Source organism: Rhizobium sp. NZLR10, assembly GCF_019685125.1.
GTDB lineage: Bacteria > Pseudomonadota > Alphaproteobacteria > Rhizobiales > Rhizobiaceae > Rhizobium.
This window is the reverse complement of the sequence record NZ_JABDWE010000014.1, coordinates 111,170-130,990: the sequence shown is the minus strand read 5'-3', so window position 1 is coordinate 130,990 and position 19,821 is coordinate 111,170. Positions and strand designations below refer to the sequence as shown.

Below are 19,821 nucleotides of genomic sequence, written 5' to 3'. Positions count from 1 at the left end.
CGATGACCGATTTCATCAAGACCGCCGCATCGCGCCGCCTCGAAAATGCCGTGCAGGATCATTTCATTCCGGCCGAAGCGCCATGGTCCGGCATCGTGCGCAAAGGTCAGACGATCCGCATCGAGGACAGCTACGGCCAGCAGGCGATCGACACGTTGTTTTATCGCGCCAATGACTTTGCCGAGCGTTACTCCAACCAGGATACGATGCGGGCGCAGGGTGGCGCCTATATCGGCACCGGCACGAAGATCATATCGAATGAAGGCAACGTCATGCTTGTCATGACGGCCGACAGCTGCGGCCGGCACGACACATCAGCCGGCGCCTGCTCCTGCGAGAGCAACACCGTGCGTTTCGGCCACGGCACGAAATACCTGCATGCCTGCCGCGACAATTTCGTGCTCGAAGTGACCAGGCACGGCATGAGCAAGCGCGACATCGTGCCGAACATCAACTTCTTCATGAATGTGCCTATCAAGCCGAACGGCGAGATGACCATCGTCGACGGCATTTCCGCACCGGGTGACTATGTGGAACTGGTGGCGGAGATGGATGTGCTCTGCGTCATCTCCAACTGCCCGCAGATCAACAATCCCTGCAACGGCTTCGATCCGACGCCGATCCGGGTGCTGATCTGGGATGGCGAGGACTGATCGATGTTCACCAAGGTCCTTATCGCCAATCGCGGCGAAATCGCTGTCCGGGTCATCCGCACATTGAAGAGGATGGGCATTGCCTCGGTCGCCGTCTATTCCGATGCCGATCGCTTCTCGAAGCCGGCGCTGACTGCCGACGAAGCCGTACGCCTGGGTCCAGCGCCAGCTGCCGAAAGCTATTTGAACGTCGATGCCGTCATCGCGGCCTGCAAGGCGACGGGAGCGCAAGCCGTGCATCCGGGTTACGGTTTCCTCTCGGAGAATATCGGCTTTGCCGAGCGGCTCGCCGCCGAAGGTATCGCCTTCATCGGCCCGCGGCCGGAGCAGCTGTCGGCCTTCGGCCTGAAGCATACGGCGCGCCAACTGGCGAAAGCGAGCGGCGTACCGCTGCTGCCCGGCACCGATCTGTTGCAGAGCGTTGAGGCGGCGCTTTCGGCGGCCGAGACTGTCGGTTACCCCGTCATGCTGAAGAGCACGGCCGGCGGCGGCGGCATTGGCATGCAGCTCTGCGCCGATGCGGCGGCCCTGAAGGCCTCCTTCGAAAGCGTGCAGAGGACCGCGCGGGCCAGCTTCGGCGATGCCCGCGTCTATATCGAGCGTTTCGTTGCCGAAGCGCGCCATGTCGAGGTGCAGATCTTCGGCGACGGCAAGGGCAGGGTGATCGCGCTCGGCGAACGCGACTGCTCGCTGCAACGGCGGAACCAGAAGGTGGTCGAGGAGACCCCTGCCCCCGGCCTCTCCGCCGAAACCAGAGTGCGGCTGCACAAGGCGGCGGTCGATCTGGGAAGCTCGGTCTCGTATGAATCCGCCGGCACGGTCGAATTCATCTACGATCCCCAGCGCGAGGAATTCTATTTTCTCGAGGTCAATACCCGCCTGCAGGTCGAGCATCCGGTGACGGAAGCCGTCTTCGGCATCGATCTCGTCGAATGGATGATCCGGCAGGCGGCGGGCGAGGACGTGCTCTCGGGCGCCGAGGCGCTGTCGCCGAAGGGTGCGGCGATCGAGATGCGGATCTATGCCGAGATGCCGCATGCCGATTTCCGCCCGAGCGCCGGCCTGCTGACTGAGGTTATCTTCCCGGAAAGTGCCCGCGTCGACGGCTGGATCGAGACGGGAACCGAGGTGACGCCCTTCTATGATCCGATGCTCGCCAAGCTGATCGTGGCGGCGGAGGACCGGCCTGCGGCGATCGAAAAGCTGAAGGTAGCACTTGCGGCGACATCGATATCAGGCATCGAGACCAATCTCGATTATCTCAGAACCATCGCCGCTTCCGAACTGCTTGCCGGCGCCAAGGTGGCGACGACGGCGCTGCGCGACTTCGCCTTCGTTCCCGATGTCGTCGAGGTTCTCACGCCTGGCGCGCAATCGAGCATCCAGGAACTGCCGGGCCGGCTCGGCCTCTGGCATGTCGGTGTGCCGCCGAGCGGTCCGATGGACGAGCGCTCCTTCCGTCATGCCAATCGCCTGGTCGGCAATGCCGATGTGACGGCCGCACTGGAGTTGACGGTCTCCGGCCCGACGCTCAGGTTTTATGCCGAGCAGACCATCGCGCTGGCCGGTGCCCGGATGCCAATGGCATGCGATGGCGTAAAAGTACCGCATGACGAGCCGGTGACGATCCGGGCTGGCCAAGTTCTGTCGATCGGCACGATCGAAGGGCCGGGGCAGCGCGCCTATCTCGCAGTCGCCGGCGGTTTTGCCGCGCCTGTTGTGCTCGGCTCCCGGGCGACTTTCGGCCTCGGTCAGTTCGGCGGCAACGCCACCGGCACGCTGAAGACGGGCCATGTGCTGCATTTCGACCGGCAGGCGCCGGCCGAACCGGCGACGCCAGCGACGGAGCCAGCCGCATTGACACGCGAATGGGATGTCGGCGTCGTCTATGGCCCGCATGGCGCACCTGACTTCTTCGAGGATGGCGATATCGAGACGCTGTTCTCGACAGCCTACGAGGTGCATTTCAACAGCGCCCGCACCGGTGTGCGCCTCATCGGTCCCGCCCCGCGATGGGCGCGCCGCGATGGCGGCGAGGCCGGACTGCACCCGTCCAACCTGCATGACAATGCCTATGCGATCGGGGCGATCGATTTCACCGGCGACATGCCGATCATTCTTGGCCCCGATGGCCCGAGCCTTGGCGGCTTCGTCTGCCCGGCGGTGATCGCTCGCGACGAACAGTGGAAAATGGGCCAGTTCAAGCCCGGCGACCGTATCCGTTTCCACGCCGTGGCGCGGCCGGAAGACCCGATGGCCGGCCCGGCAGTGCGGCGGGTCGCGGAAGAGACGGGTTCGCCGATCGTCGGTATCAGGGAGGACGGCCCGGTTTCCGTCGTCTATCGCCGCCAGGGCGACGACAATCTGCTCGTCGAATATGGGCCGATGACGCTCGATATTGCGCTCCGGCTGCGGGTGCATCTGCTGATGCAGGCGATCGTCGAGGCCCGTCTTCCCGGCGTCGTCGATCTGACGCCCGGCATCCGTTCGTTGCAGATCCATTATGACGGCACGACACTGACGCGAAAGCGGCTGCTCGGGCTGCTCTCCGAGATCGAAGCGACGCTGCCGGCGGCGCAGGATGTCAAGGTGCCGAGCCGCATCGTGCATCTGCCGCTCTCTTGGAACGATCCGGATGCGGAGCTTGCGATGCGGAAGTATCAGGAGCTTGTGCGCCCGAACGCGCCGTGGTGTCCGTCGAATATCGAGTTCATCCGCCGTATCAACGGTCTTCCCGACGAGCAGGCGGTGCGCGACATCGTCTTCGATGCGAGTTACCTCGTGCTCGGTCTCGGCGATGTCTATCTCGGGGCGCCGGTTGCGACCCCGACCGATCCGCGCCACCGCCTCGTCACAACGAAGTACAATCCGGCCCGTACCTGGACGCCTGAGAACGCCGTCGGCATCGGCGGCGCCTATATGTGCATCTACGGCATGGAGGGGCCGGGCGGCTACCAGCTCTTCGGCCGCACCATCCAGGTCTGGAACACCTGGCGGGAGACGCCGGCCTTTGCAAGGGGCAAGCCCTGGCTGCTGAACTTCTTCGACCAGATCCGTTTCTTCCCGGTCAGTAACCAGGAACTGACGGAGGCGCGCGCCGCCTTCCCGCATGGCGGCTATCCCATCAGGATCGAGGAGACCGAATTCTCCTATGCCGCCTATGAGAAGGAATTGCAGGCGAATTCGGTGTCGATCGGCCGCTTCAAGACGATGCAGCAGGCAGCCTTCGATGCCGAACGCCAGCGCTGGAAGGAAGCAGGCCTCGACAGCTTCGTCACCGACGAAGGCGCCGGCGAAAGCCCGGATGGAGATATTCCGGACGGCTGCTTCGGCGTCGCCAGCGCAGTGCCCGGCAATATCTGGAAACTGCTGGTCGAGCCGGGCACCCCGGTTGCGGCCGGCGATACACTTGCGATCATCGAATCGATGAAAATGGAAATCAACGTCACCGCCCATGCGCCAGGCCGCGTCCGCGATCTGCGCGCCGGGCCGGGAAGAAACGTCAAAGCCGGCGATATTATCGTCGTCCTGGAGGAATGCTGACATGCTGCCGACCATTCTCGATCTCTCAAGCCTTCGCGCCGCCTATCAATCCGGCCTGACGCCGCTCGATGCCATCGAAGAGGTGATAACGCGCCGCGCCGCCTCGAAGGATGCGGCGATCTTCATCACGCCGGTGCCCGACGAAGAGCTGCGCGCTGCCGCGAAAGCCTTGATGACGCGCGCGCCTGAGGCAAACAGCCTGCCGCTCTGGGGCGTGCCCTTTGCGGTGAAGGACAATATCGATGCCGCCGGCCTGCCGACGACCGCCGCCTGCCCGGCTTATGAGTATCGGCCGGAAGCGGACTCCACCGTCGTTGCGCGGCTGAAGGCGGCCGGCGCCATCATCATCGGCAAGACCAACCTCGACCAGTTCGCGACCGGCCTCAACGGGACACGCTCGCCCTATGGCGCACCGCGTTCGGTCTTCGATGCGGCCTATATTTCAGGCGGTTCGAGCTCCGGATCTGCGGTCACGGTCGCCTCCGGCCTGGCCGCCTTCGCGCTCGGCACGGATACGGCGGGCTCCGGCCGCGTGCCTGCCGCCTTCAACAATCTGGTCGGCATCAAGCCGACCCCAGGCCTTCTGCCGAACACCGGCGTCGTTCCGGCCTGCAAGAGCATGGACTGCATTACGATCTTTGCCGCGACCGTCGGTGACGGCGTTGCGATCCGCACTGTCGCCGAAGGCCTCGATGCCGCCGATCCTTTCTCCCGTCGCGCCAAGCCGGCAAACCTGCCGGTGTCGAGGTTGCGCATCGGCGTCCTCACCGACGCCGAGCGTGAGTTCTTCGGCGACAAGGAGGTGGAGGCGCTCTACGACCAGGCGATCGAGCGGGCCAGAGTGCTCGGCGCGACCATCGTGCCTTTCGATTACGCGCCGTTCCGCGAGGCCGCCGCTCTCCTTTATGACGGGCCGTGGGTCGCCGAGCGCCTTGCGGCGGTCGAGACCTTCCTCGCCACGAATGCGGCCGATTTTGATCCGACGGTGCGGGGGATTATCGAGGGCGCCAGGGGCAAGACCGCGGTCGAGGCCTTCAATGGCCGCTACCGGCTGGAAGAACTGCGCCGCAAGACCGAAGCCGAATGGGAAAAGGCGGACGTTCTTCTGTTGCCGACCGCACCGACCACCTACACGGTCGCTGACATGCTCGCCAATCCTGTGGTGCTGAACGGCCGTCTCGGTCGTTACACCAATTTCGTCAACCTGCTCGATTGCGCGGCGATCGCCGTTCCGGCTGGCTTCGGAAAAGACGGTTTGCCGGGCGGCGTTACCGTGATCGCGTCTGCTTTTACCGACGATGCGCTGGCGCCGCTCGCCGATGCGCTGCATCGCGCGGCACGCTCCGGACTGGGCATCGACCGGCAGGCGGCCATCCCCGAAGCCAGCCGTGTTGCGGCTGTCGATGACGGCTTCGTCGAGATCGTCGTGGTCGGCGCGCATCTGACCGGCATGCCGCTCAATCATGAGCTGACCGGCGCCGGCGGTCGGCTGATCAAGACTTGCAACACGACTGGCGAATACCGTCTCTTCGTGCTGCCGGACACGGTGCCGCCGAAGCCAGGCCTCATCCGTGAACCTGGCCACAAGGGCCGCGGTCTGGAGGTTGAGATCTGGGCACTGCCGGCCGATGCCTTCGGCCGCTTCGTCCAGAAGATCCCGGCGCCGCTCGGCATCGGAAAGGTGGCGCTCGACGATGGCACGAGCGTTTCCGGTTTTCTTTGCGAGGCACATGCGGTGAACGGCGCCGAAGACATCACCTCGCTCGGCGGCTGGCGGAGCTATATTCGCGTCAAGTTGGCGAGCTGAGCGTGAGGAGCGAAGAATGGCGACGGATGTTCAAGCGGCTGGTTGCGCATCTCCTGACGGGGCTGACCGCGCGAACCAGGGCGATCGGCAGACCCGGCTTGCGCTGACGGCTTACCGTTTCTCGGCAAGTTCGATCTGAATGCCGTCGGGATCGCGCAGGAAGGCAACCTTGTGAAGCACCTCGGCATTGATTGCCAGGCGCGGCCGCTCCTTGATCTCGACGCCGGCCATTTCCAGCCGGGCGAAGGTCTGGTCGACATTTTCGAACAGGAAGGTCAGATGACGCAGGCCGGCGGTAGCCTCCGGCACATCCACTGCCCTTGCCGCACCGCCCGCCGGTGCGAAGATTTCGAGCATGCCGCCGCCGGCATCGAGGAAGGCGATCTCAGAGCCGTCGGCCATGACCTTGCGCAGATGCAGGCGCAGGCCGAGCAGGCCGCAGTAAAAAACCACAGTGCGGTCCATGTCGCTCACCGTCATGCCGACATGTTCGAAGGATTTCAGCATGAGAGCGCCCTTCCCTGCTCAGAGCATGATGCCGAAAAGTGTGAGCGGTTTTCGGACAACATCATGCTCTAACTATTTAATTTAGAAGAGGATTCAGATTTCAGGCCGATTCGGCCTGAAATCATCCTGTTCTAGCCGGCAGCCGCGCGCCGCTCTGCTTCCGGAAGCCAGGATCGATAGAGCGGATGATCGGCGGCAATCGGCATCGGCGTTGGCTGACCGGTGCGCTGCGAGAAATAGGCGGCCGTCACCAGCTCCAGCGAATTGCGGGCATCCTGTAGCGTCACCGGCGGCGCAGTATCCTCGACGATCGCCTTATGGAAGAGCTCGAACTGACGGGTATAGCCGTCCTCGCCGGGCACGTATGCGGCGAGCGCCGCGTCGATCCGCGCCTGATGGTCCTCCGTTCCTGCGGTGAAGACCCAGGGATCGCGGCCCATCGTATAGGGTTCGAGGATGCTATCGGCGACGAGATCGCTGAAGCAGAAGCGCAACCGCGAGATCTCCTTGCGCGAGCCGAGCGTCATCGACAGCGTCGCCAGCGAGCCATTCTGCATCTTGACCGAAAGCGCTGCCGTATCTTCGACCTGGATCGGGTTGACCAGTGTCGCGCCATAGGAAAACACTTCAGCGCAGGGACCATGCACATAGTTCAGCATGTCATGGGCGTGGATCGCATGGCCGAGAAGGCCGCCGCCGAGTTCAGTCGCCCATTTGCCGCGCCACGGCACGGCGTAATAATCCGGGCCGCGCCACCAATGGGTCTCGATCGTCGTCAGGAACGGCTTGCCGGCGAGGCCGCTTTCGATCAGCAGCTTCAGCTTCTGCAGGCCAGACCCATAACGATACTGGAAGATCGGCATCAGCTTCCTGCCGGGGAAACGGGCGAGGATGCGGCCCATCTCGTCGACCTCGGCGATCGAGCCGAACAGCGGTTTCTCGCAGATGACGTGCTTGCCGGATTCGATGCCCTTGCGGCAGAGTTCGAAATGCGAGCTCGGCGGCGTCGAAATGTCGATGATATCGAGATCATCACGGGCAAACAGCGAATCTGCGTCCTGCGTATACTCGCCGATGCCGTACTCCTCGCACAGAGCCCTGCCGCGTTCCTCGTCGAGCGAGCAGAGCACGGGAACCTCGAAAAGCTCCTCGTTCCAGCCGAAGCCGGCCAGATGCCGCGCAGCGATGCCTGCGCCGATGACACCGACGCGCAATTTCCTGGTCATGATATCCTCCTCAGCGAGCGCCGATCCGCGCGGCTTTCGTCTGGGCTTCAAGCGAAAGGCGGCAGACTTCGAAAACGTGATCCTGCGTCATCGCCGTCTGCGTGCGATTGCCGACATCGGCGGTGAAAGCATCGAAATAGTCGAGCTTTTCATCGCTGCAATCGATGTGGGTCATCTCCTTGCCGTTGACCAGGAACAGGTGATCCTTGCCCGGCCGGCCGGCAATATCGATATATTTGCGTAGTTCGATATAGCCTTCGGTGCCGAGGATGGTGAGGCGGCCGTCGCCCCAGGTCGGCAACGCCTCCGGGGTGAACCAGTCGACGCGAACATAACCCGCCGCTCGGTCGGAGCGCAGCAGCACCTCGCCGAAATCCTGGAAATCAGGCTTGTCGGGCATGCCGAAATTGCCGATCGAGCTTGCGATGACCTCGCCTGTGATCGAGCCGGTATAGAACAGGAACTGGTCGACCTGATGCGAGGCGATATCGACGATGATGCCGCCGAAGGCTTCGGGATCGAAGAACCAGTCCGGTCGGGTCGGGAGCTGCAGCCGGTGCGGGCCGACGCCGAGCGTCTGGATCACCTTGCCGATCGCGCCTTCGGCGACAAGCTTGCCGGCCTTGACAGCGGAGCGCACGCAATGACGCTCGGAAAAGCAGATCGAGAAGATCTTGCCGGTCTCGGCGACGGTCCGCCTGACCTCTTCCAGTTGGGCGAAGGTCGTCACGCCGGGCTTGTCGGTCATCACATCCTTGCCCGACCTCATCGCGCGGACGGCAAGCCCGGCGCGGTCACGTGGGATCGCGGCAATGCAGATGACATCGATCGACGGATCCTCGAACAGCTTTTCCCGGTCGATCTGCGGCACGTCGGGATAGGTCTTCTCGAAGGCCTCGCGCAATGCCGGCACCGAAGTCTGCGGGCAATAGCCGACGAACTCGCCGCCTGAGGCAAGCAATCCCTTCACGTGATCGAACGTGTGCCCATGGTCGATTCCGACGACGGCAAATCTCAACATCGCTGCAATATCCTCCTGGGATGTTCATCCGGCCCGCCGAGGCCAGCCTCCTCCATGTCGGGCAAAACAGATAACGAAAGCTGGCGTCTGTCAAGACAAGACAAGAGGCGAAAACGGCCATGTCATGAATTAAGTATATGAAGTATAATGATTATTTTGTATCTAAATAGTTATTTTGCGTGCTTTCGGCGATTGCAATCCGCCAGAAGGTCGCCGTTCGATCCGCTCACGTGAAAGTCTTTTTCCTAGCCGTATCTTGCTCGATCTCCATGAATGTGATCGATTTCGGCCGCCGCTGGGCTGGAGAGCGGCAACGACTCCGAAAAATTTTAAAGAGCGCTCCCCGCTCGCCTGTGATGGAAGATTGCCATGTCTCATCCCCTTTTCGATGCTGCCGCTTCGGCCGGTCTTTTTGTCGGCCGCATCTGGAATCCCGAGGTTGGCGGGCCGAGCGTCGTGACACTTCGCGACGGAGTGCTGGTCGACATCACGTCGCGCGAAGCGCCGACGCTGAGCGCCCTGCTCGAGAGACAGGATGCCGCCGCCTTTGTCCGCGCTGCAGGCGGCAAGGCGGTCGGCTCCGTGGAGGAGATCGCCGCCAACAGCTCCGGAGCACCGGATGAAGCGCGTCCCTATCTGCTTGCGCCTGTTGACCTGCAGGCAGTCAAGGCCTGCGGCGTCACCTTCGCTCAGTCGATGATCGAGCGCGTCATCGAAGAAAAGGCCGCCGGCAATCCGGAACGCGCCGCCTCGATCCGTGAGCGCGTCAGCACGCTGATCGGCGGCAGCCTCACCAATCTGAAGGCTGGTTCACAGGAAGCCGCCAAGGTCAAGCAGGCCCTGATCGACGAGGGCATGTGGTCGCAATATCTCGAGGTCGGCATCGGTCCCGATGCCGAAGTCTTTACCAAGGCGCCCGTGCTGTCTTCCGTCGGTTGGGGCGCTGATGTCGGCCTGCATCCGATCTCGACCTGGAACAATCCCGAGCCGGAAATCGTGCTCGCCGTCAACAGCCGCGGCGAAATCAAGGGGGCGACGCTCGGCAACGACGTCAACCTGCGCGATGTCGAGGGGCGTTCGGCACTGCTGCTCGGCAAGGCCAAGGACAACAACGCCTCCTGCTCGATCGGTCCTTTCATCCGGCTATTCGATGCCGGTTACGGCCTCGATGATGTGCGCAAAGCCGAACTCGACCTGAAGGTGTCGGGCAAGGACGGTTTCGTGCTGCACGGCAAGAGTTCGATGTCGCAGATCAGCCGCGACCCGACCGATCTCGTCAAGCAGACGCTTGGCCCCCATCATCAATATCCGGATGGTTTCATGCTTTTCCTCGGCACACTGTTTGCGCCGACGCAGGACCGCGACGCGCAGAAGCAGGGCTTCACTCACAAGATCGGCGATGTCGTCGAGATCTCCTCGGCAGGGCTCGGCGCCCTCGTCAACACTGTGCGTCTCTCCACCGAATGCCCACCCTGGACCTTCGGCATTTCGGCGCTGATGCGCAATCTGGCGAAGCGCGGATTGCTATAAGTTATTGAGCGCACAGCTTGTCGCGAAATGTATCGGCTTGGTGTCAGCCGCTCTGATCAACAGGTTTGCTTTGACAGATAGCTCTTTACAAAGCGGTATCCCGAAACGCTCAGATGAAGAAAAAGTGCGGTTTTGTGCCGCTAACAATGCCGACTTGTACCGGGCAATATTCCGTGCCCATGGATTGCCTGATCAGCGAACCAGTGCGTTTTGGTCAAGTGATGCAATCGCACCTCCATACTATTCCAACATGACGACACTCGACCGGGATGCAACACAGGAGCAGCTGATTGAAATCGATCGGCTGACAGATCGGCTAGGACGGCGACCTGGTATCAAAGACGGCTTTTCCAAGCTAGATCTCAACAACAACGGGTTCCGGTTGTTGTTTTCCGCATCATGGATTTGGGTTGAACCTCATAAAAGCTCATCGAGTGCGCCTCAAGGTTGGGTACGCGTTCGCGAGGCGGCAGCGCTGGATCGCTGGGAACGTTCCTGGAAAGAGTCTGGTAGCCCGACCGATGCCAACGTCTTCACACCTGCCCTGCTTTCCGATCCCGACATGCACATCTACGGTCGATTGGCCGGCGACGGCTTTGATGCGGGATGCATCGCAAATCGATCGCCGCAGGTTGTAGGCATCTCCAATATTTTTAGTTTGGCTGGTACGCCTCAGGCCTTCCATGATGCAATTTCATTGGCTACTATCGCTTTTGCAGCCGATTTGCCCCTTGTCGGATATGATCGCGGTGAAGTGCTAGACGAAATGAAAAAGCTGGGTTTCAAGCCCGTCGGCCAATTGCGGATCTGGCTATCTGATGAGGGCGCATAAACGCTTTCCCCCTTTGTTCTCCATTAGTCTAGCGTTTAGCGGGAAAACAACGCTACGCCCTCTTACTGGTTCCGCCGCCTGCCCTGCAGCAGGTCGAGGACGGAGTTTGCCGCTTCGAGGACGTTGGTGCCCGGACCGAACACGGCCGCAACGCCGTGTTCGTGCAGGAATTCATAATCCTGCCGCGGGATGACGCCGCCGCAAACGACGATGATATCGTCACCGCCCTGCGCTCTCAGTCTGTCGATCAACTGCGGCAGCAACGTTCTGTGACCGGCCGCCAACGACGAGACGCCGACGACATTGACCTTTTCGCCGAGCGCCATCTCGACGGCCTCGTCAGGCGTTTGGAACAGCGGGCCGGCGAGCACGTCGAAACCGATATCGCCGAAGGCTGAAGCGATCACCTTGGCGCCCCGGTCGTGCCCGTCCTGGCCGAGCTTGGCGACCATGATCTTCGGCCGGTGCCCCATCGCTTCCGTCACCTCCGTCATGCGGGCCTTCAGCACGGCGAGTTCCGGCTCGTCGCTATAGGCCTCGCCATAGACGCCGGTGATGACCTCCGGCGTGGCGGCATGATCGCCGAAGGCCTCGCGCATGGCATCCGATATCTCACCGACCGTAGCGCGGGCTCGCGCCGCTTCGATCGCGGCTTCGAGCAGGTTGCCGTTGCCGCTGCGTGCAGTGTTCATCAGCCTCGCCAGCGTCTCGCGCACGGCGTTGCTATCACGCCGCCGCTTCGTTTCCTCGATGCGTTTGATTTGGGCTGTGCGCACCGCACTGTTATCGATCTCCAGAATGTCGATCGGCTGTTCGTTGTCGAGCCTGTAGCGGTTGACGCCGACGATGACCTCCTCGCCCTTGTCGACGGCCGCCTGGCGCCGCGCGGCTGCTTCCTCGATCAGCCGTTTCGGCAGACCCTCGTTGACGGCCTTCGTCATGCCGCCGAGCGCCTCCACCTCCTCGATCAGCGCCCAGGCTTTTTCCGCGAGCTCCTTCGTCAGGCTCTCGACGTAATAAGAGCCAGCCAGCGGATCGACCACCCTAGTGACGCCGGTTTCATGCTGCAGGATCAGCTGAGTGTTGCGGGCGATGCGGGCCGAAAATTCGGTCGGCAGCGCGATCGCTTCGTCGAAGGAATTGGTATGCAACGACTGCGTGCCGCCGAGCACGGCCGACATCGCCTCGAAGGCGGTGCGAATGATGTTGTTATAGGGATCCTGTTCCTGCAGCGAGACGCCGGAGGTCTGGCAATGGGTGCGCAACATCAGCGAGGAAGCCTTCTTTGGCTGGAACTCCTCCATGATCCGGGTCCAAAGCAGGCGGGCGGCACGAAGCTTGGCCGCCTCCATGAAGAAGTTCATGCCGATGGCGAAGAAGAAGGAGAGCCTTCCGGCGAAATCGTCGACACTCAGCCCCTTGGCGATCGCCGCCCTGACATATTCCCGACCATCGGCAAGCGTGAAGGCGAGTTCCTGGACGAGCGTCGCGCCAGCCTCCTGCATGTGATAGCCGGAGATCGAGATCGAGTTGAATTTCGGCATCTCCCTTGCCGTATATTCGATGATGTCGGCAACGATCCGCATCGACGGTTCCGGCGGGTAGATATAGGTGTTGCGGACCATGAACTCCTTGAGGATGTCGTTCTGAATGGTGCCCGACAGATCGGCCTTCGAAACGCCCTGCTCCTCGCTGGCGACAATGTAGGAGGCGAGGATCGGGATGACGGCGCCGTTCATGGTCATCGAGACGGACATGTCGGCAAGCGGAATGCCGTCGAACAGGATCTTCATGTCCTCGACACTGTCGATCGCGACGCCCGCCTTGCCGACATCGCCTTCGACGCGCGGATGGTCGCTGTCATAACCGCGGTGGGTGGCGAGATCGAAGGCGACGGAGAGGCCCTTCTGACCGGCGGCCAGATTCTTCCGGTAAAAAGCGTTCGATGCCTCTGCCGTCGAGAAGCCGGCATATTGGCGGATCGTCCACGGCCGGCCGGCATACATCGTCGCGCGCGGGCCGCGGGTGAAGGGCGAAAAGCCGGGAAGCGAGCCAAGGTGATCGGCGCCCTCGAGATCCTCGGCCGTATAGAGCGGCTTGACGGCGATACCCTCCGGCGTCTGCCAGGTCAGGGTTTCTGGCGAGGCGCGCGATTCCTTCTGCGCGAGCTCCGTCCAATCCGACAGCGTCTTCTTCGTCATGCGTTTTCTCCGGCTTTTTCTTCCGCACCCTACCATTCCACAGGATCGCCGTGCGATACAAATCCTTGATTGTTATTCCCTCGTCAGGACTCGTCTCATGAAGACAATGCAGATCTATGCCTTCGACATGAATTGCGTCGGGCATATCAACCATGGCCTGTGGACACATCCGCGGGACCGGTCGGTGGACTATACCGATCTCGATTACTGGACGGAGTTCGCCAGGACCGCCGAACGCGGCAAGCTGGACGGCATCTTCCTCGCCGATATCGTCGGCGTTTATGACGTCTACAAGGGCAGTCCGGCGCCGGTGATCGAGACGGCGGCGCAGGTCCCCGTCAATGACCCGTTGATCCCGATTTCAGCGATGGCCTATGTCACCAAACATCTGGGTTTCGGCGTAACGGTCAACACCACCTACGAGCCGCCTTTTTTGCTGGCGCGGCGCATGTCGACGCTCGATCACCTGACCAAGGGGCGGATCGGCTGGAATATCGTCACCGGATATCTCGACAGCGCTGCCCGCAGCATGGGTTTCGACAAGCTCCCGGAACATGATGCGCGCTACGCCGCCGCCGAGGAATATCTCGAGATCGTCTACAAGCTCTGGGAGGGCAGCTGGGATGACGATGCGGTTCTGCGCGACAAGGCGGGCGGCATCTATGCCGATCCCTCCAAAGTGCGAGCTGTCAGTCACAACGGCAAATATTACCGGATGGAGGGCATCCATCTCTGCGAGCCGTCTCCGCAGCGCACGCCCCTGCTCTTCCAGGCCGGCGCTTCGGCCCGCGGGCAGGATTTTGCCGCACGACACGCCGAATGTGTCTTCATCGCCAGTCCGATTCCCAGGGCTGCGAGATCGACCGTTGATGCGCTGCGGGCGAAGGCAGCGGCGTTCGGCCGCGGCGCCGACGCGTTGAAGATCCTGAACCTGATCAGCGTCGTCGTTGGGCGGACTGAGAAGGAAGCACACGACAAGCTTGAGGATTATCGCCGGCATTCGAGCGTCGAGGCCTCGCTTGCGCATTACTCTGCCTCTATCGGCATCGACTTGTCGAAATATGGATTGGATGAGGTCATCGATCAGAGGTCGACGAACGCCAATCAATCGGCACTTGCTTCAATCACCAAACAGGCGGCAAAGCCGGTGACACCACGTGACATCATCGACCAGATGGTCCTCGGTAGCCGGATGAAGCCGATGGTTGGCTCGCCGCAGCAGGTCGCCGATCACCTCGAGACATGGATCGAGGAAGGCGGCATCGACGGCTTCAACCTGGCACGGACAGTGGCGCCGGAGAGCCTGCGCGATTTCGTTGATCTGGTGGTGCCGGTGCTGCAGGAGCGCGGCGTCTTCAAGGCCGATTATACCGAAGGGCCATTGCGGCAGAAGCTCTTCGGCGGCGGGAACGGCAGGTTGCCCGCCGCTCATCCCGCTGCCGGATACCGGCGCTGATCTATCGATGATCCAGCTTGGCGACCAGCCGGTCGCCGAGCCACTGGATGCCGCAGACGAGGACGATGAGTACTACCACCACCGCGATCATCACATTGGTTTCGAAACGTTGATAGCCATAGCGGATGGCGAGATCGCCGAGGCCGCCGGCGCCGATCGCGCCGGCCATCGCCGAGGCGCCGATCAGCGTTACCAGCGTGACGGTGAAACCGGCGACGATGCCCGGCAGCGCTTCGGGCACCAGCACCTCTCGAATGATCGTCCAGCGATCGCCGCCCATGGCGCGCACGGCATCGATCAGCCCACGGTCGACCTCGCGCAGCGACACTTCGGCGATACGGGCGTAATAGGGCGTCGCGGCGATGGCGAGCGGCACGATGGCTGCCCATGTGCCGAGTGCGGTGCCGACGATCAGCCGCGTCAGCGGGATCAGCGCCACCAGCAGGATGATGAAGGGCACCGAGCGGAAGCCGTTGATGATGCCGCCGAGCACGCGATTGATCCAGAGGTTTTCGGCGATGCCGCCGCGTGCCGTTGCCACCAGCGCAAGGCCGAGCGGCAGGCCGGCGGCGAGTGATATCACGCCCGAGGCGACAGTCATCAGGATCGTCTCCCATAGGGAGCGAACAAGCAGTTCAAGCATGATCGGTGTCATAACCAAGCACCTCCACCCGGGCGGACCGGGCCGTCAGGAATTGTTCGACCTTTCCGGCAAGCGCAGGGTCGCGCATGGGAATGGCGATGAAGAACCGCGCCACCGGCTGGTTCTGAATATGATCGATGCCGCCATGCACGAGCCGGAAGGAATGCGGCAGCGCCGCCGAGAGTTCGGCAAACAGCGCACCCTGCGCTTCAGGTCCGGCGAGATCGACGCTGAGGATTGCGTCGCTGCCTGTTGTTGCCGACAGCCGGCTGGCGATGTGATCCGGAAGCTGCGGACGGATGCCGCCGAGCAGGCTTGCGGTGATATCAGCGTTAGGGTTGGCAAAGACCGACCATACCTGCCCTTCCTCGACGATCCGCCCGGCATCGATGACCGCCACGCGATCGGCAATGCCGCGCACCACTTCCATCTCATGGGTGATCAGCAGAATGGTCAGTTCAAGCTTACGGTTGATGTCCTTCAGCAGCGCCAGGATCGACCGGGTCGTTTCCGGATCGAGCGCCGACGTCGCCTCGTCGGACAGCAGCAGTGCTGGGCGTGCCGCAAGCGCCCGGGCAATACCGACGCGTTGTTTCTGACCGCCGGACAGCGATGAGGGATAGGCTTTCGCCTTGTCGGCAAGACCGACCAAATCGAGCAACTCGTACGCCCGTTTTAAGCGCTCGTTCTTTGCAATGCCCTCGATTTTCAGCGGCAACGCGACGTTTTCCTCGACGGTCTTGGCCGAAAGCAGGTTGAAGTGCTGGAAGATCATGCCGATGCGGCGGCGCAGCGGCTGCAGTTCCTGTTCTGCAAGTCCGGTGATGTCGCGGCCTTCGATCAGGATCTCGCCGCTATCGGCGCGCTCCAGGCCGTTCAGGCAGCGGATCAGCGTCGATTTGCCGGCACCGCTACGGCCGATGATACCGAGGATCTCGCCTTTTCTGACCGTCAGTGAAATACCGTCAAGGGCGGCCGTGGCTCCGAACCGCCGCTTGACGTCGTTAAGCCTCACCACTTCTTCGACCGCCGCTTGCGGCTGTGCCTCGATCACCGTGGTGGAAACAAAGGAATTCATGTGTTTTTCCTTGCAAACACGGAAGGCGGCCCGGGCAAGAACCCCCGGACCGCCTCTCGGCAGGCCTTAACCCCGGCCTAATTTCGGGTCAATAGGCGCTGAGACCCGTTCCCTTGTAGACCTTGTCGAACTCGGCCTTGACGGTATCGTTCTGATAGGAAGAGACAAGCGTCTTGACCCACTCGGCGTCCTTATTCTCGTCTTTGACGGCAATGAAGTTGCGGTAGGGATTATCGGCGATCGGCTCCTGGGCAATGCGCTCGGCCGGCGAAAGACCGCTCTTCAGCGCCCAGTCGGTGTTGACGACCCCGGCGTCCAGATCATCGATCGAACGGCCAACGATGCCGGCATCGAGTTCCTTGATCTCGATCTTCTTCGGGTTGTCGCTGACATCGGCGACCGTTGCCAGAATGCCTGTGCCGTCGTTGAGTTTAATCAACCCTTCGCTCTGGAGAACGCGCAGCGCCCGGCCTTCGTTCGAGGGATCGTTAGGCACGCCGATGACCGCGCCTTCGGGGATCTCGCCGACGGATTTGTACTTCTTGGTGTAGAGGCCGATCGGCCAGACCCCGGTATATCCGACGCGAACGATATGATAACCGTGTTGTTTGATCTGGTTGTCGAGATAGGGCTGATGCTGGAAGGCGTTGGCGTCAAGTTCGCCACGCTCCAGCGCTTCATTCGGCTGCGTATAGTCGTTGAAGGTGATGGTCTCGATCTTGAGGCCATTCTTGGCAGCCTCGCTCGTGACCACGCGCCAGATGTCTTCCTCTTCGCCGGCCATGATGCCGACCTTGATCGACTTATCCTCGGCAAAGGAGGGAGCGGGCACTGCAAAGGCAAAGAGCGCGGCGCCGGAAACGGCGGCAAGAGTTGCGCGGCGCGAAAGGTGGAGGCCGTGATTTTTATTCTTGGTCATTTTATATCCCGTCTGACTGAATGAGGCCAAGCGCCCCGAGCTGGCCGATCATGGCAAATGCGCCTATCGGGCGCGAAGCACGAATGTCTGATGTGGAGGAAGGGTCGGAAAAACTCTTGCCCTGCCATCGATATCGGCAGGATAAATTTCCATCAAATTTGTGAACCATGACGGCTTCCGAATGGGTCCTAAAAACGAAAACGGCGCCTCAGCGGGCGCCGTTTTAAAGTTCCGACACTCTTCATTCGGCAGCGATAAGAGCGTGACCCCGGCTGGGAAAGAAGGCCGCGAGCTCACCGACAACCTCGGTGATGCGGTTGGAAAGCGGTTCGGATGCGACACGGTAATCGGTGAAGTCGCGGTCGGACGCGTAGACGGCCGTCGGCAGCGTATGCGACATGAAGAAGCCAAAGAGCGGGCGCAACTGATGCTCGACCATCAGCGCATGGCGCTCGCCGCCGCCGGTCGCGGTGATGATGATTGGTTTGGCGCGCAACTCATGCGGGTCGATCAGGTCGATCAGATGCTTGAAGAGGCCGGGATAGCTGCCCTTGTAGGTCGGCGCTCCGATGACCAGCAGATCGGCATTGACGATGTCATCTATGACTTCCTTTGCGCGACTGTCGAGATCGTCACGACGCAGCGCCTGGCCAAGCGAGGGGCCGACATCGGTGAGGTCGTAGAGGGTGTTGTCGAAGCCGTATGTAGCACCGGCGAGGCCGGCAATGTTTTCGACAAGCGCGAAGGTCTTCGAGGGGCGGTTGAAACTACCCGCAAGGCCAACCAGTTTGTAAGCAGACATGCCGTTTCCTTCCAATATCATGCCGAGACCGGCGGTATCATCGGACGAATATTATCTATAAAAATAGTGGATTAAAGGAATGGTGATCCCTCCTGCCCTATGGGAAGAGAAAAATACGTTCATCCCGTGAGTGATCATAGTGTCTGAAATCGCCTGATGCTTCGGGCTCGATACCGTCCGGGGCGATATCGCCTCAGGCAGGTTTCTGCTTGGGAATGCGCGGCAGGAAGACCGTCAGGAGGCCGAGCAGCGGCAGATAGGAGCAGACGCGGTAGACGAAGTCGATGCCGTGAGTATCGGCGAAACTGCCGAGCAGTGCTGCGCCAAGCCCCCCTGCCCCGAATGCAAAGCCGAAAAAGACGCCGGCAATCAGACCGACGCGCCCAGGCACCAGTTCCTGGGCGAAGACCACGATCGCCGAGAAGGCCGAAGCGAAGATCAGGCCGATGACGACGCTGAGGATGCCGGTCCAGAAAAGGTTCGCATAGGGCAGGAGAAGCGCGAAAGGAATGACGCCGAGGATTGAGAACCAGATGACGAAACGGGCGCCGAAGCGATCGCCGATCGGTCCACCGAGGAACGTGCCGACGGCGACCGAGCCGAGGAATAGAAAGAGCATCAGCTGTGCCTGCTGTATGCTCAGCGCAAACTTGTCGATGACATAAAAGGTGAAATAGCTCGACACGCTCGCCATGTAGACATTCTTTGTTGCCGTCAGCAGGACGAGAATCAGCAGCGCCCAGACAACCCTGTTCTGCGGCAGCGGCAGGGTCCGGCTTGCGGGCGGCTTGCTGGCGTTCTGGCGCCTGTGGCTGATGTACCAGTTGCCGACCCAGCTCAGCACGACCATGCCGACCATGGCGATGGCGGCGAACCAGGAGACGCTGTGCTGGCCGAGCGGCAGCACTATAAAGGCAGCGAGCAGCGGGCCGAGCGCCTGGCCGGCATTACCACCGACCTGGAAGAACGACTGCGCAAAACCGTGGCGACCGCCGGAGGCAAGACGGGCGACGCGCGAGGATTCCGGATGGAAGACCGCCGAACCGAAGCCGATCAAGCTGGCGGCGACGAGCAGCAATGCGAAGCTGCCGGCGTTGCCAAGCAGGATGAGGCCGCAGAAGGTGCTCGCCATGCCGACCGGCAGGGAATAGGGCATCGGCCAGCGGTCGGTGACGATGCCGACCAGTGGCTGCAGCAGTGAAGCGGTGACCTGGAAGGTCATCGTCAGGAGGCCGATTTGAACAAAATCGAGATCGTAGTTCGCCTTGAACAGCGGGTAGAGCGAGGCGAGCAGCGACTGCATGATGTCATTCAGCATATGGCAAAAGCTGACCGCCACCAGGATGGACATCGTTGTTTTTTGGAAACGGGGCGCGGTCTCGGCAACGGTTGCCATGGACATTCCTCCTGAACGGTCCGGTTGGTTGCCGTGCCGCGTCGCTTTTGTTCGATGGATGTCGGGCGATCGGGGCTGGGACAGATGATCAAGCGACGGTCGATGAAGTGCATTTAGCGTAAGCCAGGGGGTAATCACAGTCCCATTTCATCAGGATCGGTACGGCTTTTGTTCGATTTGCCCTTTTGCCGCCTAAGGCTGCGTCGC

General features: G+C 61.7%; 15 protein-coding genes. 6 read left to right on the top strand and 9 right to left on the bottom strand.

The window, feature by feature from the left end:
• Nucleotides 1-2: 2 nt before the first annotated feature.
• From HJB82_RS21060 to atzF, 3 genes are read left to right on the top strand one after another with little or no spacing between them, the layout of a single operon-like run.
• Nucleotides 3-653 carry an urea amidolyase associated protein UAAP2 gene (locus HJB82_RS21060; RefSeq protein ID WP_207585863.1) on the top strand — a complete coding sequence of 217 codons (651 nt, stop codon included), beginning with the start codon at nucleotides 3-5 and terminating at the stop codon, nucleotides 651-653.
• A 3-nt stretch (nucleotides 654-656) separates the two neighbouring features.
• The gene (gene uca / locus HJB82_RS21055; protein WP_207585862.1) at nucleotides 657-4,196 is read left to right on the top strand and encodes an urea carboxylase; all 3,540 of its coding nucleotides are present in this window, start codon (nucleotides 657-659) and stop codon (nucleotides 4,194-4,196) included.
• A 1-nt stretch (nucleotide 4,197) separates the two neighbouring features.
• Nucleotides 4,198-6,003, top strand: coding sequence for an allophanate hydrolase (atzF, locus tag HJB82_RS21050; RefSeq protein ID WP_207585861.1), 1,806 nt, complete (start codon nucleotides 4,198-4,200; stop codon nucleotides 6,001-6,003).
• Nucleotides 6,004-6,114: 111 nt separating this feature from the next.
• Here atzF and HJB82_RS21045 read toward each other — a convergent pair whose 3' ends face one another.
• From HJB82_RS21045 to HJB82_RS21035, 3 genes are all read right to left on the bottom strand, one after another.
• Nucleotides 6,115-6,510: a VOC family protein gene (locus HJB82_RS21045; protein WP_207585860.1), complete on the bottom strand. Its 396-nt coding sequence runs from the start codon at nucleotides 6,508-6,510 to the stop codon at nucleotides 6,115-6,117.
• Between the two features lie 131 nt (nucleotides 6,511-6,641).
• Nucleotides 6,642-7,736, bottom strand: coding sequence for a Gfo/Idh/MocA family protein (locus HJB82_RS21040; protein WP_221141316.1), 1,095 nt, complete (start codon nucleotides 7,734-7,736; stop codon nucleotides 6,642-6,644).
• 10 nt (nucleotides 7,737-7,746) lie between these two features.
• Entirely contained in the window at nucleotides 7,747-8,757 is a 1,011-nt protein-coding gene (locus HJB82_RS21035; RefSeq protein ID WP_207585858.1) for a Gfo/Idh/MocA family protein, read from the bottom strand.
• Between the two features lie 369 nt (nucleotides 8,758-9,126).
• On the opposite strand from HJB82_RS21035, the gene HJB82_RS21030 reads away from it, so the two are divergent.
• Complete coding sequence (locus tag HJB82_RS21030; RefSeq protein WP_207585857.1) at nucleotides 9,127-10,287, top strand: fumarylacetoacetate hydrolase family protein; 1,161 nt, start codon at nucleotides 9,127-9,129, stop codon at nucleotides 10,285-10,287.
• 4 nt (nucleotides 10,288-10,291) lie between these two features.
• On the top strand, nucleotides 10,292-11,119 hold the full coding sequence (locus HJB82_RS21025; RefSeq protein ID WP_259673983.1) for a hypothetical protein: 828 nt from the start codon (nucleotides 10,292-10,294) through the stop codon (nucleotides 11,117-11,119).
• A 62-nt stretch (nucleotides 11,120-11,181) separates the two neighbouring features.
• On the opposite strand, the gene scpA is transcribed toward HJB82_RS21025, so the two are convergent.
• Nucleotides 11,182-13,320, bottom strand: a complete 2,139-nt coding sequence (gene scpA, locus HJB82_RS21020) for a methylmalonyl-CoA mutase (protein WP_207585855.1) — start codon at nucleotides 13,318-13,320, stop codon at nucleotides 11,182-11,184.
• Between the two features lie 97 nt (nucleotides 13,321-13,417).
• Here scpA and HJB82_RS21015 point away from each other — a divergent pair, with 97 nt between their 5' ends.
• Nucleotides 13,418-14,776, top strand: a complete 1,359-nt coding sequence (locus HJB82_RS21015; RefSeq protein ID WP_207585854.1) for an LLM class flavin-dependent oxidoreductase — start codon at nucleotides 13,418-13,420, stop codon at nucleotides 14,774-14,776.
• Between the two features lies 1 nt (nucleotide 14,777).
• On the opposite strand, the gene HJB82_RS21010 is transcribed toward HJB82_RS21015, so the two are convergent.
• From HJB82_RS21010 to HJB82_RS20990, 5 genes are all read right to left on the bottom strand, one after another.
• Nucleotides 14,778-15,431, bottom strand: coding sequence for a methionine ABC transporter permease (locus HJB82_RS21010; RefSeq protein WP_207585853.1), 654 nt, complete (start codon nucleotides 15,429-15,431; stop codon nucleotides 14,778-14,780).
• Entirely contained in the window at nucleotides 15,412-16,497 is a 1,086-nt protein-coding gene (locus HJB82_RS21005; protein WP_207585852.1) for a methionine ABC transporter ATP-binding protein, read from the bottom strand. The genes HJB82_RS21010 and HJB82_RS21005 overlap by 20 nt, the downstream gene beginning before the upstream one ends.
• 88 nt (nucleotides 16,498-16,585) lie before the next feature.
• Entirely contained in the window at nucleotides 16,586-17,416 is an 831-nt protein-coding gene (locus HJB82_RS21000) for a MetQ/NlpA family lipoprotein (RefSeq protein WP_221141314.1), read from the bottom strand.
• 241 nt (nucleotides 17,417-17,657) lie between these two features.
• Nucleotides 17,658-18,218, bottom strand: a complete 561-nt coding sequence (gene msuE, locus HJB82_RS20995) for an FMN reductase (RefSeq protein WP_221141312.1) — start codon at nucleotides 18,216-18,218, stop codon at nucleotides 17,658-17,660.
• A gap of 193 nt (nucleotides 18,219-18,411) precedes the next feature.
• Nucleotides 18,412-19,614 carry an MFS transporter gene (locus tag HJB82_RS20990; RefSeq protein WP_221131162.1) on the bottom strand — a complete coding sequence of 401 codons (1,203 nt, stop codon included), beginning with the start codon at nucleotides 19,612-19,614 and terminating at the stop codon, nucleotides 18,412-18,414.
• Between the last annotated feature and the right edge of the window lie 207 nt (nucleotides 19,615-19,821).